Source organism: Microbacterium gorillae (genome assembly GCF_050990725.1).
GTDB lineage: Bacteria > Actinomycetota > Actinomycetes > Actinomycetales > Microbacteriaceae > Microbacterium > Microbacterium gorillae_A.
In genome coordinates this window covers 4045708-4060241 of the sequence record NZ_CP158844.1, presented here as the reverse complement: position 1 = coordinate 4060241, position 14534 = coordinate 4045708, and the positions used below count along the sequence as shown (strand labels likewise).

The window sequence follows — 14534 nt, the reverse complement described above, 5'->3', positions numbered from 1 at the left end:
GATCCCCTTCGCCTCTGACGCTCACATCCTACGCAGAGGGTTCCGACATTCCGCGCTCTGGCGCGAGCTCATGCGTGGGCCTTGCTGCCCGCCGTGACGCCACCGCGGCGATACACGCGCCGATCACTCCGACAGCGAAGGCGACGGCGCCGATGATCACGCAGACGATCGCCGCCGCGGGCGGCTCGTTGACAGTTGCATCCGACGCGATCGCCGTGAAGGCGACGCTTCCACCCAGACAGCACAGTGCGAGGCCGAGGACCGCGAGTCCAGCGAGCACCATCATCGTTGCGGGGTGGCGAAGGGCGCGTGCCATGTCCTGTCCTCATCCTCGGAAAAGCGACCCCCTGTGGATGAGATGTCCGCCCGCACGCAAAAGGTTCACGAACGCGATGATGAGTTTCGAGTGTCCGTGAGCGTCGGGCAAGCGACGTTGTTCACGAACGCGATGTGACAAGGTTCACGAACGTGGCGGTGAGTTTCGGGTATGCGTCAGCATCAGGCAACTAGCGCTGTTCACGAACGCGATGTGGCGCTGTTCAGGGACCAAACGTGCGAGACCAGCTCAGCTCTGTTCCGGCGGCCCACCCGCGCGTGTGGCGCGACGCGGCGTGGCAGCGGGGTAGGGCTGACCGGAGCGCTCCTGTCCGGGCAGCACGCGGGACCTCCGGCCGTAGATGATCTCCGACGAGTCCAGCAGCCACGGCACGAGGGTGATCGTGACGCCGTGGACCAGCATCAGCTGCTGGGCCATGCGCTTCGCCCTGCGGTTGTGGAGCACGCTCTCCCACCAGTGCCCGACGATGTACTGCGGCAGATACACGGTCACGACGGACGGGCCGTGCTTCTCGCGGAACTGCTTGATGAACTTCGCGACCGGGGCGGCGTAGAAACGGTACGGCGACTCGATCACGGTGAGGGGCACGGGCATGCGCATGCGCTCCCACTCGGTGATCAGCGTGTCGGTCTCGGTGGCGTCCGCGGAGACATGGACGGCGAGCAGCGTGCGGTGGTTGGCGGCGAGCGCGTAGTCGAGAGCTTTGAGCACCGGCTTCTGCACGCGGTTGACCAGGACGATCGCGACGTCCCCTTGCGCTCCGAAGTGGGGCACGTCGGTGACGGCGATCTCCGCCTCCACGTCGCGGTAGTAGCGATTCACGCCGATCATCAGGAGGGTGAGCACGGGGATGGCGAGGAACACCAGCCACGCCCCGTGGGTGAACTTCGTGACGGTCACGATGATCAGCACGAGCGTGGTCATCGTCGCGCCGGCGGAGTTGATGATCAGTCCCTTGACGGCCTCGTGCCGGGTGAAGTCGGTGCTGCGCTGGTGTTCGCTGCCTTCCGGAAGCTCTTCGCGCATCTCGCGCAGCACGCGGCGCCAGTGCCGCACCATTCCGATCTGACCGAGGGTGAACGACACGAACACGCCGATGATGTAGAGCTGGATCAGCGTGGTCAGGTTGGCCTGGAACACCAGGAGGATGGCGATCGCACCGATGCCGAGGAGGATCATGCCGTTGCTGAACACGAGGCGGTCGCCGCGGGTGTTCAGCGCCTTCGGCGCGTAGCCGTCGCGGGCGAGCACCGCGCCGAGCAGTGGGAAGCCGTTGAACGCCGTGTTGGCGGCGAGGAGAAGCACGCACGCGGTGGCCGCCTGGATGATGAAGAACGGAATCGATCCGCCGCCGAACACCGCGGCGGCCAGCTGCGCGATGAGGCTCGGTTGCGGCTGCGTGCAGTCGAAGCCCTGCAGATCGCAGGGATTCTCCGCGTAGTGGATGCCGCTGATGAGGGCGAGCGCGACGAGGCCCGCGAACAGGCAGGCCGCGATCGTCCCCATGATGGCGAGCGTGGTCTGGGCGTTGCGGATCTTGGGGCGACGGAAGGCCTGCACGCCGTTGGATACGGCCTCCACCCCGGTGAGGGCCGAACAGCCCGACGAGAAGGCGCGCAGCACCAGCAGGACCACGGCCGCGTTGGTCAGCGAATGCACCTGCGACGTGTAGTCGGCGCTGGACGCGACCGGCGCATCGCCGAGGACGGTGCGGGCGAGGCCGACGATGATCATCACTCCGACCGATCCGATGAACACGTAGGTGGGCACCGCGAACACCGAGGAGGCCTCACGCACGCCGCGGAGGTTCATCAGGATGATCAGCACAACGAAGCCGATCGCGATCTCCACTCGCCAGGGGTTGAGCGCCGGGAGGGCGGAGATGATGTTGTCCACACCGGAAGCGACCGACACCGCCACCGTCAGGACGTAGTCGACCAGCAGAGCCGCGGCCACCACGACGCCTGCCTTCTCGCCGAGGTTCTTCGATGCCACCTCGTAGTCGCCGCCGCCCGAGGGGTACGCGCGGATCAGCTGACGGTAGCTGAGCACGACGACGATGAGCAGCAGGACGACGGCCGCGGCGACCCACGGCGCGAAGGTGAGGAAGGCCGCGCCGCCGAGGAGGAGGATCATCATGATCTCCTGCGGCGCATACGCGACCGAGCTCAGCGCATCGGAGGCGAAGATGGGCAGCGCGAGCTTCTTCGGCAGCAGCTGATCGTCCGCCTGCTTGGACGTCAGCGGCTCCCCGAGGATCCAGCGCTTGGCGCTGGGTCTGGGACTGGCGGGATCGCGAGTGTCATTGACCACGGAGGTAGAACCTACGCGTTCCTGACAGTTCGTGATGCGTATTTCCGGGAATCCTCACGAGATCCTGACGCCCGGCCGATCCGTCGTGGGGGCGGGGGATGTGCGTGCGGGGATACGTCGAGGGAATGAGGCGGTTACCTCGCACGGGCGACGCGGTCGCCGAGGCGGGGCGGGGAGGATAGAGGTGTCATGAGCAATCAACTTCTGTCCGGAATCATCGCGCTGGGGGCGGGCGGACTGCTCGGCATCCTCCTCTTCGTCCCGTTCGTCGCACGGGTGTACCGCCGTCGGGGGCGTCTGACGGCAGGGATGTTCCTGCTCTGGTCGGCAGCGCTGGTGTATTTCTGGGCGATCTGGACCTACACGCTGCTGCCGCTGCCCGACGGGCCGATCGAGTACTGCGCCGGAGCGATCCTGAATCCGATGGACGCGGTGCACGATGTGCAGAAGGCGATCGGGGAGGGCGGCAACGTGCTGCTCAGCGCAGCGGTGCTGCAGTTGGCACTGAACGTGCTGCTGTTCGTCCCGCTCGGATTCTTCATCCGGGCGCTGGCCGGTCGCGGAATCGTGCTGGCCACCACCGTCGGGTTCGCGGTGTCGCTCTTCATCGAGTTGACCCAATTGACCGGTGTCTGGGGGATCTACGCCTGCGCCTACCGGTTCTTCGATGTCTCGGATCTGATCACCAACACCGCGGGCGCGTTCATGGGCGCCGTGATCGGCCTGGTGATTCCGGCTCGACTGCGCGGTGGTAAGGAGCTGCCGGGTGCGGATCAACCGCGACCCGTGACCCGGGGGCGTCGACTGCTGGCGATGGTCTGCGACGCGCTGTCATTCTGGGTGATCGGCGCGGGCGCTGCCGTCGTGATGCAGCTCGCCTTCTCGCTGTTCTCCGGTGGACGTCCTACGGAGCAGCAGACGCTGATCTCATCCACCGTCGCGAATTTGCTGCCGCTGGTGATCTGGACTGTTCTCATCCTCGCGACCGGCCGATCCGTGGGAGACCACAGCGTGCAGCTGGCGTACCGCGGTGCGGGCAAGGAGTTCCCGGCGCGCGTGCTGCGGCTGCTGTCCGGCATCTCGGGCGCCGCGCTGCTGGCGCTGGTCCCGGGGGCGGGCGAGCTGCTCTCCGGCGCGTTCTGGGTGGTGACGTTCGTTCTCACGTTCACGACGGATGGCCGCGGACTTCCCGGACTCCTGATGGGCCGGCCGCTCGTGGATGCGCGTGAACCGGATTCGCTCCGCGCGGGCCCGCGATCCGGAAACCGTCCGGGGTTCGCTCAGTAGACCTCGTAGACGAGTTCGCTGTCGCGCTGCAGGTCGCGATCGAACACGACGCCGATCTCGAGTTCGCCCGCCGGAGATTCGCCCGCATCGAAGCCCAGCTGCACGGATCCGTCGGTGCGGAAGGCGATGCTGGCGAGGGGGATGCCGGTGTCGTCGTCGGGGTGGGAGCCGGCGAGCAGAAGTCGCGCCTGGGTTGTGAGGTCGGTGAGCGCGCCCATCGCGCGACTGACAGTGTCGCGCAAGCCCTCCACCACCGCCGGGTCGGACGTCGCGACCGTGATCAACACGTTCCTGCCGTCGATGCGGCGGGTGCGTTCGAAGTCCGCGCCGCAGAGCGATGAGAACGTCCCCGCCCGCCCGAGCTTCACGGTGACCGGGGTGATCGGGTTGCCGCTGTAGCCGGCGTGTTCAAGATGCGGGAGGACAGAGAGGTCGAGCTCGGTGAGGAGATTGTCCTCGCAGTGCAGTCGTCGCAGTTCCGGCACCGCGGTGAGGTCCAGGGAGGTCAGGCGGTTGCCGAAGCACCGCAGATCACGCAGCTCCGGTACGGCGGACAGGTCGAGTTCGGTGAGGCCGTTGCTGTCGCAGCGCAACTCGCGAAGCTCCCGCACGGGACGCAGATCGATCGTGCCCAGCGGGTTGCGTCCGATGGCGAGGGAGGTGAGACGCGGCGTCGCGGTGAGGTCGATCCGGGTGAGCGCATTGTCGCTCGCGACGAGTTCTTCGAGCGCATCCGCGCCTGTCAGGTCGAGGGACTCCAAGCCCAGCCCCCACACTTCGAGCCGCCGCAGCTGCGGCAGGGCGCCGAAACCGGTGAGCGAGGTCACCGGCTTGGCGGGATCGATGTCACGGGCGCTGATGGTGAGTTCGGTGAGCTCGCGCGCCTGTGCGGCGTCGAGGCCGGCCACCTCTCGAACGTCGGTCATCTCCGGAGCTCCCTGTTCTCGTCCGCGGCTGCTACGAGGAATCGTAGTGCGCCGTCATCGTCGGAGGCAGGCTACTTCGTAGCTTCCGGCGGTCGCGGTCATCGTGTAGTCGGCTCCGGGGCGCAGGTGGCGTCCGACCTCGACCGCCTCTCCCCATTCCGCGGGAGTGCCGCCGCCGGCGTGGTCGATCACGATGCAGTCGGGAACGCGATTCCGGTTGCCGCACTCACCACGGAGGTTCACCGTCGTCGCTGGCCTTGTCCTCGGGTACCTGAGCCGGGCTCGCCACGAACGCCACCGAACGGGGCTCGGGCAGCTCGACGTGGCGGTACTTCAGCGCAGTGAGGAACTCGAGGACACCGTCCGCGTGAGGGGTGATCTTCCACCCGGCGCTCGTCTTCAGCGTGTGATGGCGGCGACACAGCGGGGCGAGATTGTTGATGTCGGTCTTGCCGCCGTCGGCCCACTCCTCGTTGTGGTCGATGTCGGTGTTTCGGATCGGAACCCGGCATCCGGGGTGTCGGCAGTGCTGGTCGCGGTGGGTGAGGAAGCGTTTCATTTGCGCCGTGGGGCGGTACCGATCGGTCGCCAACACGGCGCCGGTGATGGGGTGAGTGAGCACCCGGTCGAATCCCGGCTCGCCCCCAGCGAGGATTCGAGCGGTGTCGGCGTCGATCGGAATGGCGCCGTCGAGCTCCGCGCCGTCGTCGCTTCGGCCGGCGAGGGTGAGCACCGGAATCGTGACGGCGATCGTCGCGCGAATCGACCCGAGCGCGGAGTTCTCGGTCGTAGGCGTGGCGGTGAGCAGGAGGTCTGCAAGGAGGTCAGCCCGAATCTGGTGCACGGTGCGCTCATCGACGGCGTCGATCGCAGCGGCGCCAGCGGCACCAGCAGCACCAGTGCCGCCAGTAACGCCGGCGGAATCAGTGGCACCCGTTGCGCCAGCGGCACCCGCGAGAGCCTCGCCGGCCGCCGCCGCCGCAGCACCCACGCCACCGATACCAGCGCCCTCACCACCGCGCGCTGGCCGACGCCGGGCGTCGCGGAGTTCATGGGCCATCTGGTCGAGGCGGCTCTTCACGGCGTGCGCCAGCACGGACGGGAGGTATGCGTGCAGAGTCGACATGCCGTCCGGGTCATCGGTGACCCACACGACGCGTGCGTCGCACGCGGTCCGGTGACGCTCGGTGATTCCGACTTCCCGCACCTCTTCCGCGATGCGCGCCAACATCGCACGTAGCCGGTTGGGCGACTCCACCCGCGCCAGCGGCAGAGCTCGCGCCACATAGCGGTCGCGTGCCTCGCCCGCCTCGATCGGTGCTCCGACGTCGACCACGACCCGCGCGTTGGCTGCGGTGATCTCCCCCTCTGCGAGCGCCGTGTGGATATCGGGAAAGTCGTGGACCAGTCCATAGGCGTCCGACATGCGGCGCTGAATCGTGCGATCGCTCACATGGATCGCCGCGCCGACCTCGGCTGCGAGCGACCGCAGTTCCAGGTCGGAATGGGACGACGCACCGGAAGCCCCGGAGAGCGTGACGAGGTCGGCGAGCAGCGCGGCCTCCAGTGCATCGGTGGCCGCCCGCGAGCGGGTCACGGCCACGATCGCGTCGACGTAGGCGCGCTTCACCTGCACATCTGCCTCATCGGGTGGCACGTGCCGTCGTATGCGTGCGTAGGTTGGGTCGGCCCGCGTTCCGGAGGAACCTGCCTCTGCCGGGGGACCCGCTATCAGTTCTAACGTCATACCCCAATGATCTCGCAACCCGTAGAACAAAAGTACGAAATAGAACGGATGTGGATAACTTGAGATCCGCATCTGTGTACGTCGCGACCGGGGCCCCGCGGCGCTACCATGACGCCATGACAGTGACAGGAATCGGTGGCCTGTTCTTCCGCAGCCGCGACCCTCAGGCCCGCGCCGCCTGGTATCGCGAGCACCTCGGCATCGATGCCGGCGAGGACGCGGTGTGGACCCAGCAGGCCGGCATGACCGTATTCGCGCCGTTCCCGCAGGACAGTGATTACTTCGACCCCACCCAGCCGTTCATGCTCAACCTCCGCGTGACCGATCTGTCCACGCTGGTGGGTCGCCTGGCCGCCGCGGGCATCGAGGTGGAGACGCGAGATGAATGGGCGACGGAGTTCGGGCGATTCGCCCGCCTGCACGATCCGGAGGGTCTGCCCATCGAGCTCTGGGAGCTTCCGGAGTGAGCGAGGAGTCGGCGTTCGTAGCATGGTCGTCGCCCATCGTGTCGCCCGCGAGCGAGCAGAGGTCGCTGCGTCGCTGGAGGAGCGGGTCCTGCATCTCGCCATCCTCACAGCCGACGAGGACGGGCTGGCCACGGAGGAAACGGCGGCAGCACTTCATGTTCCGGTCGCCGTCGTCCGTCACCATCTCTCGGATGACTATGCCGTTCCCGCGCCTCCCGCCGACGGGACGAACGGCACCTGGCGGGAAGCCACGCGAGCCGTCTGGGCGCACGACCCGGAGATCCTGCGCGATCAGTGGGGCCCGTTCCCGCGCTGAACCGACTCAGGCCCGCGGGTGCCCCGTGCTCTCCCGCACCGTGAGCACCGGTGCCGGCCCCGCCTCTCCCGCCAGTGTCACGTCGCTTTCGATCTGCCGCAGCAGCAGCCGCGCGGAGCGCTCGCCGAGTTCGAAGGTGTCTCGGGTCATCGCGGTGATCGACGGCCGCACCAGCCCCGCGATGACCGAGTCATCGAAGCTCGCGAGCGACACGTCGTCGGGAACGCCCATCCCCATCTCCTGCACCGCGCGGAGGCCCGCGACGGCCATCACATCGTTGTCGTACACGATGGCGGTGGGGCGACCATGCGCGTTCAGCAGCCCTCGGGTCACCTCTCCGGCAGCGACAGGAGAGAAGTCCGTGTGGATCACCCAACCTCCGAGCACGCTCGCGCGCAGCTGCGTGTGCTGGAGCACCGCGGGCCCGGCAACATATGCGATGCGCGAGTGCCCGAATCCGCGGAGGTGGCCGAACAGGGTGGCCGCGGTTTCCGTGTCATCCACCCACAGCGCGGAAGGAGTCGCGACGTGCGAGCCCACGAGAACCGTCGGCAGCTGCAGCTCGCGCAGCGCATCGATGCGAGGATCGTCACCCAGCGGATCGATGACGAGCACCCCGTCCACCTGGCGCGCGGCATGCCACTGCCGGTGGATCTCGAGCTCTTCCTCCAGGCTCGACACCAGCTGCAGCTGCAGGCCGATCCGAACATCGCTCAACCCCGCCTGGATCCCGGCGATCAGGTCGGTGAAGAACGCCTCGGTGCCGAGCGAGCGTGCCGGTCGATTGAGCGCCAGACCCACCGCGTTCGCCCGCGCGCCCACCAGGGAGCGGGCCACTTGAGACGGCTGCCAGTGCTGCTCCCGCGCGACCTGCAGAATCCGCTCGCGGGTCTCCTCGCTGACACCGGGCTTGCCGTTGAGTGCGAACGAGACAGCCCCCGGTGAAACCCCCGCGATTCGGGCGATATCCGTGATGGTCACGCGCTTCGCGGCTGCCATAGGATCACTGTACTTGATCGGTTTAGCGAGCCGACGGGCCCGCATCGCGCTCCACGCCAACGCTGTCGAGAGGAAGACATGCACGACGAGACCTCGCTCACCGTGGGGCGGGTGACCCGCGTGCTCGACGAGCGGGTTCGCCCCGCGATCTACTCCGCTCGCGTGCCACTGACGGTCGAGGCGCACACCCTGCCGAGTGAGCCGATCGCCCCGGCCGAGGGTCTCGCCCTGCCGTTCGCGCCGCACGAGGTCGGCAGCGCCTGGGGGCCGGCGTGGGGGACGACGTGGTTCAAGGTCAGCGGCACGGTCCCCGCGGACTGGGCTGGCAAGCGGGTCGAAGCACATCTCGATCTGGGTTTCGACGTCAACATGACGGGATTCCAGCAGGAGGCGCTGGTGTACCGCCCGGATCTGACCCCGGTGAAGTCCCTCAACCCCCGCAACCAGTGGGTTCCCATCGCCTCGGAGGCCCACGGCGACGAGCAGATCACTCTCTTCCTCGAAGCCGCCTCAAACCCCGTGCTGCTGGACTACCACCCCTTCCTCCCCACTCGGGATGGCGACGTGCTGACCACGTCGACGCGTCCGCTGTATCACCTGCGCACCATGGACCTCGCCGTCTTCGAACCCGAGGTCTTCGAGCTGGCGCTGGATCTGGAGGTCCTCCTCGACCTGCAGGCGCAGCTTCCGGCCACCGAACCGCGCCGGATGCGCATCCTGCAAGCCCTCGACGATGCGCTCGACGCGCTGGATCTGCAGCGCATCTCCGAAACGGCGACGGAAGCGCGAGCCCGGCTCGCGGACGTGCTCGCGCGTCCCGCGCATGCGAGCGCGCACCACATCTCGGCGATCGGTCATGCCCACATCGACTCCGCCTGGCTGTGGCCGGTGCGCGAGACGATTCGCAAGGTGGCGCGCACCACGTCCACCATGGCGCACCTCATCGACGAGACCGACGAGTTCGTCTACGGCATGAGTTCCGCGCAGCAGTACAAGTGGATCAAGGAGCATCGTCCCGAGGTGTATGAGCGGGTCCGAGCCGCCGTCGCCGCGGGGCGGTTCCTGCCGCTCGGCGGCATGTGGGTGGAATCCGACACCGTGATGCCGAGCGGCGAGTCGCTGGCTCGCCAGTTCCTCTACGGCCAGCGCTTCTTCCAGAGCGAGTTCGGCGTGCGCTCGAAGGGCGTGTGGCTGCCCGACTCCTTCGGCTACTCGCCGGCGCTGCCGCAGCTGATGCGTCGCGCCGGCTTCGAGTGGTTCTTCACGCAGAAGATCTCCTGGAATCAGCGCAACGTCTTCCCGCATCACACGTTCCTCTGGGAGGGCATCGACGGATCGCGGATGTTCACGCACTTCCCTCCGATGGACACCTACAACTCCGAACTCAGCGGAGAGGAGGTGGCCAAGGCTTCGCGGCAGTTCAAGGAGAACCGGGTCGCGACTCGCTCGCTCGCACCCGTGGGCTGGGGTGATGGCGGTGGCGGCACCACGCGGGAGATGGTCGGCAAGCAGCAGCGACTCGCGAACCTCGAGGGTTCCGCGACGGTGCGATGGGAGTCGCCCGACGTGTTCTTCGAGCAGGCGCGTGCGGAACTCGCGAACCCGGCGGTCTGGGTCGGCGAGCTGTATCTCGAGCTGCACCGCGGAACGCTCACCAGCCAGCACCAGACCAAAGCCCTCCACCGACGCGCCGAGCACGCCCTGCTCGATGTCGAACTCTGGGCGAGCACCGCGGCGGTTCGGGGCCTCGCCGACTACCCCTATGACGCTCTGGACCGGCTCTGGGAGACCGTGCTGCTGCATGAATTCCACGACATCCTGCCGGGCACCTCGATCGCGTGGGTGCATCGGGAGGCGGTCGCCGTTCTCACCGACGTCGTGGCGGAGGCGACGGCACTCGCCGACGCTGCACGCACCGCTCTTGCGGGAACAGGCGACGTCACGCTCGTGTTCACGCCGTATCGCGTGGGTGCGGAGGCGCTCGCGGCCGCACCAGCGACGGGCCCCGCCGGGCGAGTCGCGATCGGGTACGGCGAAGAGGACGAGGTGGTGGAGCTCAGCAACGACCTCGTGCGCGTGCTCATCTCCCGTGAGGGGCTCATCGTCTCCGCCGTGGATCTGGTCACCGGGCGCGAGACGATTCCGTCGGGTCAGCCCGCGAACCTGCTGCAGCTGCACCAGGACTTCCCCAACAAGTGGGACGCGTGGGACATCGACCGGTACTACCGCAACACCGCCACGGAGCTGCGGGACGTCGTCACGTTCACCTGGGGACTCGGCGATCACGGACACCCGACGGTGCGCCTGCACCGGCGCTTCTCGGAATCCTCGATCACGCAGGTCATCACGCTGGCACCGGGCTCGCGCACGCTCCTGATCCGCAACGAGATCGACTGGCGAGAGACCGAGAAGCTGCTCAAGCAGTCCTTCCCGCTCGCGATCCAGGCGCAGACCACCGACGCCGAGACCCAGTACGGCTACCAGTCGCGCGTCACGCACGTGAACACATCGTGGGAGGCGGCGAAGTTCGAGACGTCGATGCACCGCTTCGTGCTGGTGCAGGAGCGTGGCTTCGGCGCGGCGGTGGTGAACGATTCGCTCTACGGCTACGACACCACGCGCGATTCCGACGAGTCCGGCGTCACCACCACCGTGCGCCTTTCACTGCTGCGCGCGCCGCGATTCCCCGACCCTGACACCGACCACGGTCTGCACGTGATCACCACGGGCCTCGTCATCGGTGCCGACGCCGAATCGGCGACCGCCGCGGGGATCGAGCTGAACGCCCCGGCCACGACCGTGTCAGGCGCCGGCCCGGTCGAACCGCTCGTCACCGTCACGGGTCGCGGCATCGTCGTGTCGTCCGTGAAGCTGGCCGCCGACCGCTCCGGCGACGTGATCGTGCGCGTCTACGAGGCGCTGGGCGAACGCACCACCGGTGAGATCCGCGTCTCGTTCGCGCATGCGGGCGTGCGTGAGATCAGTCTGATTGAGGACGAACTCGTGAATCCCCGCACGAGTTCGTCGCTGTCGCTCGCGCCCTTCGAGGTGCGCACGCTGCGGATTCCACGGGCGTGAGCATCTGTTCTCAGCCGCACCGTCGCCGCTAGGGTGCTGCTGTGCGAGCGAAGACGCGACAGTCGAGGGGACGCTTCCGCGCGATCGGGGTCATCGGTGCGTTTCTCGTCGCCCTGCTGATCGGCGGGGCGGTCGCCTTCGGTGTCGGCGATGCGCTCGGCATCCGCACCGAGCCTTCTGAGCCGATGCAGGAAGCGGCGCGCACCGACCCGGTTGTCACTGCCACCGTGCCGCCCGTGATTCGCATCACAACAGCCGTCGCCGGTCCGCGACTCACCGCCGCGGCGGCAGCGCTGGACGACGCATTCCAGGATCGCGCGACCGCAGGGGAGGCGACCCTCCAGTTGAGCGTCGGCTCCGATCCCGCCGACGAGTCCTATCGCATCGACGGTGATCCCGCGGCGCTCAGCCTCACCGCGGCCGGCGAGGCAGGTGCCGCCCGCGGCATCTATGACCTCGCCGCGGCGGTCCGCGAGGGGCGGGACATCGCGTCGATGACGGGACACGACGTGACTTCCCGGTTGCCCCTCCGCATGGCCGATCTGGGTGCCGTCGGCGTGGTGGCGGATCCCGCGCAGTGGGAGGGCGGCACCGACTACTCGCACGCGTCGAAGGCGTTCGCCGACGTATTCCGCGCCGATGCTCCCTATGTCGACACCGAGGCGCTCGCACGGGCCACCACCGATTTCGACGAGTACCTCACCCGCATCGTGTCGGAGGGGTACAACGCCATCGCCTTCCCCGGACTGATCGAGTTCGTCACCTTCGCGGGTCTGGAGGGTGATCCGGTCTATCCCGCGGGCGACCCGCACGTCGATCGGGCGATCGCGATCCGCAACGCCTTCGTCCCGCTGTGGGATCGTGCCGCCGAACTCGGCGTGAAGGTGTTCCTCCGCACCGACATGCTCACCCTCACCGAGCCGCTGGAGCAGTACCTGCGGGAGCGGTTCGGATCGCTCGACGTGGCCAACCCCGAGCTCTGGGAGGTCTACACCGCCGCGCTGGACGAGCTGTACGAGGCCGCGCCCGCCCTCGACGGCGTCTTGATCCGCATCGGCGAGGCGGGGCGCATCTACGACCTGCCGGGCTGGGACTACTACTCCGCGCTCGCCGTGACCACCGTCGACGGGGTCCGCGCCATGCTCACCGCCCTCTCGGGCCAGGCGGAGGAATCCGGACGGGAGGTCATCTTCCGCACCTGGAGCGTGGGCGTCGGTGCCGTGGGCGACATGCACACCAACGTGGACTCCTACGACGAGGTGCTGGCCGGGATCGATTCTCCCGCGCTGATCGTCTCGACCAAGTACACCCTCGGCGACTTCTACAGCTGGCTTCCGCTCAACGACACACTGCTCGGCGGGGAGCAGCGGCGGATCGTGGAGTTCCAGAGCCGCCGCGAGTTCGAGAACAACGGCGCCTTCCCGAACGACCTCGGGGCCGAGTACCAGTGGGCACTGCAGCGGCTGCTGGCCGGCAACCCGCGGATCGAGGGCGTCTGGGTGTGGGAACAGGACGGCGGGCCCTGGCGTGCGGGGCCGATGATCCTGGTGCAGAAGGCCGGTTTCTGGCAGCTCGCCGACCTCAACTCCCGGCTGGCCGTGCGGCTGGCGCGCGACCCCGACACCGATCCCTCCGCGATCACGGCGGGGTGGGCGCGGGAGTGGTTCTCGGATGATCCCGACACGGTCGCCGCCATCGTGCAGGCCATGGCTCTCTCGCGCGACGCGATCAAGACGGGGATGTACATCGAGCCCTTCGCGGAGAAGCGCGTTTTCGCGATCGGGCTGGAGCCGCCGCCCATGATGTGGATCTTCGAGTGGGACATCCTGACCGGAGATTCCGCGGCCCTGGATGTGATCTACGCGATCGCGCGGGACGATCTCACGACCGCCATCGACGGCGGTGCCGATGCGCTCGATACCGTGACGCAGATGCAGGATCTGGTCACCGGCACGGACGCCGGTACGTGGCGCGACCCGGACCTGCGCGAGCGTTTCGTCGACACTCTGGCCTATGAGCGCAGCACGCTGGAGCTCCTCGGTGCCTACCGGAGCATGTTCCTGCATCAGGCCGCCTGGCACGACACCCTCTCCCCGGACGAGTACGCCGCGTGGGAACAAGCTCGCGATGAGTACGAGGACATCGCCGCCGCGCACCTGGCGCAGTACGGCACGTCCGTCGACTACCCGGCCTTCAACCTGGAAGCGGCGGCGCTGGGTGTGGAGCGCGCGGATCGTGACCTCGCGATGTCGTGGGCGGCGCGTGTGCTGCTCGCGGCTGGCGCCGCCTGGCTGCTCGTGGCGCTGGTGCGTCGTCGTTCGGCCCCGGCCGTGCAGCTTCGAGCGGCCATCACACCCTGGCGGGCGGCGGACCTCGCTGCCGGGCTGTCAAGCGGCACTCGCTGGTGGCTGGTGGTGGTACCTGCCGTGCTGCTCGTGGCCACGCGGGCGGTGCAGACTTCGTTGCTCGCCGGAGTTCACCTGCTTCTCATCCTCGGTGCGTGGGCGCTGTTCTGCGGCGTGCTGCTGCTTCTGGCTCGGCGCAGCGCGTGGCCGATGATCGCCGCGGTCGGCGGTGTGATCATCGCGCGCTGCGTGCTGGCGCTGGCGGCGTTGGCGGTCACCGGACCCGGCGGGTACTGGTTCGCGTTCTGGACGGATCCGACCCGGCGCACCGCCTACATCACCGTGGCCTTCGCGCTGTTCGTCTGGGTGTTCGTCACCGCGGCCATCGCGCTGGCGCACTCTCTCGGGTCGCGGCGATCCACCGGTGTGGTGCTCTCCGGAATCGGCGCGGCGCTCGCGGTTCCCGCGGCCATCATCGCGATGGTCGGCCTGGAACAGGCGCTGACGGTCTGGAACGACCAACTGGGGCTCCTGCCCTGGGGTCTCGCGCGGATCCTGGGCATCACCGTGTACCTCGACATCCCGCCCGAATCGGCGGCCGTCGCGGCGGGCTTCGGTGCGGTGGTGCTGGTGCTCGGGCTTCTTCTCGCGCTGCCGGGCCGTCGTCGGCGCGACGCGGCGTCATTTGCTTCCCCGTAGGGCCGTTCGTACGCTGGATC

At 68.2% G+C, this 14534-nt stretch carries 10 protein-coding genes; 5 read left to right on the top strand and 5 right to left on the bottom strand.

All coding sequences use genetic code 11. The features are described from left to right. Nucleotides 1–28 precede the first annotated feature (28 nt). Nucleotides 29–316: a hypothetical protein gene (locus tag ABTV68_RS18820; RefSeq protein WP_433675200.1), complete on the bottom strand. Its 288-nt coding sequence runs from the start codon at nucleotides 314–316 to the stop codon at nucleotides 29–31. A 249-nt stretch (nucleotides 317–565) separates the two neighbouring features. Continuing rightward, nucleotides 566–2650 carry an APC family permease gene (locus ABTV68_RS18815; protein WP_433675199.1) on the bottom strand — a complete coding sequence of 695 codons (2085 nt, stop codon included), beginning with the start codon at nucleotides 2648–2650 and terminating at the stop codon, nucleotides 566–568. 189 nt (nucleotides 2651–2839) lie between these two features. Between ABTV68_RS18815 and ABTV68_RS18810 the strand changes: the two genes are divergently transcribed. Next, on the top strand, nucleotides 2840–3937 hold the full coding sequence (locus ABTV68_RS18810) for a VanZ family protein (RefSeq protein WP_433675198.1): 1098 nt from the start codon (nucleotides 2840–2842) through the stop codon (nucleotides 3935–3937). On the opposite strand, the gene ABTV68_RS18805 is transcribed toward ABTV68_RS18810, so the two are convergent. Both ABTV68_RS18805 and ABTV68_RS18800 read right to left on the bottom strand, forming a co-directional pair. Continuing rightward, nucleotides 3931–4863 (bottom strand): leucine-rich repeat domain-containing protein, encoded by a 933-nt coding sequence (locus ABTV68_RS18805; protein ID WP_433675197.1) that lies wholly within the window; start codon nucleotides 4861–4863, stop codon nucleotides 3931–3933. The two genes, ABTV68_RS18810 and ABTV68_RS18805, sit on opposite strands and share 7 nt — an antisense overlap. Nucleotides 4864–5089: 226 nt before the next feature. Next, nucleotides 5090–6499, bottom strand: coding sequence for a DUF222 domain-containing protein (locus tag ABTV68_RS18800; RefSeq protein ID WP_433675196.1), 1410 nt, complete (start codon nucleotides 6497–6499; stop codon nucleotides 5090–5092). A gap of 227 nt (nucleotides 6500–6726) precedes the next feature. Here ABTV68_RS18800 and ABTV68_RS18795 point away from each other — a divergent pair, with 227 nt between their 5' ends. Beyond that, nucleotides 6727–7077 carry a VOC family protein gene (locus tag ABTV68_RS18795; protein WP_433675195.1) on the top strand — a complete coding sequence of 117 codons (351 nt, stop codon included), beginning with the start codon at nucleotides 6727–6729 and terminating at the stop codon, nucleotides 7075–7077. Nucleotides 7078–7099: 22 nt separating this feature from the next. Then, entirely contained in the window at nucleotides 7100–7393 is a 294-nt protein-coding gene (locus ABTV68_RS18790) for a hypothetical protein (protein WP_433675194.1), read from the top strand. A 6-nt stretch (nucleotides 7394–7399) separates the two neighbouring features. Here the strand turns inward: ABTV68_RS18790 and ABTV68_RS18785 are convergent, their stop codons facing one another. Next, complete coding sequence (locus ABTV68_RS18785) at nucleotides 7400–8392, bottom strand: LacI family DNA-binding transcriptional regulator (protein ID WP_433675193.1); 993 nt, start codon at nucleotides 8390–8392, stop codon at nucleotides 7400–7402. 78 nt (nucleotides 8393–8470) lie between these two features. Here ABTV68_RS18785 and ABTV68_RS18780 point away from each other — a divergent pair, with 78 nt between their 5' ends. Next, on the top strand, nucleotides 8471–11470 hold the full coding sequence (locus tag ABTV68_RS18780; protein ID WP_433675192.1) for an alpha-mannosidase: 3000 nt from the start codon (nucleotides 8471–8473) through the stop codon (nucleotides 11468–11470). 41 nt (nucleotides 11471–11511) lie between these two features. Next, entirely contained in the window at nucleotides 11512–14514 is a 3003-nt protein-coding gene (locus ABTV68_RS18775; protein WP_433675191.1) for a hypothetical protein, read from the top strand. Nucleotides 14515–14534 lie beyond the last annotated feature (20 nt).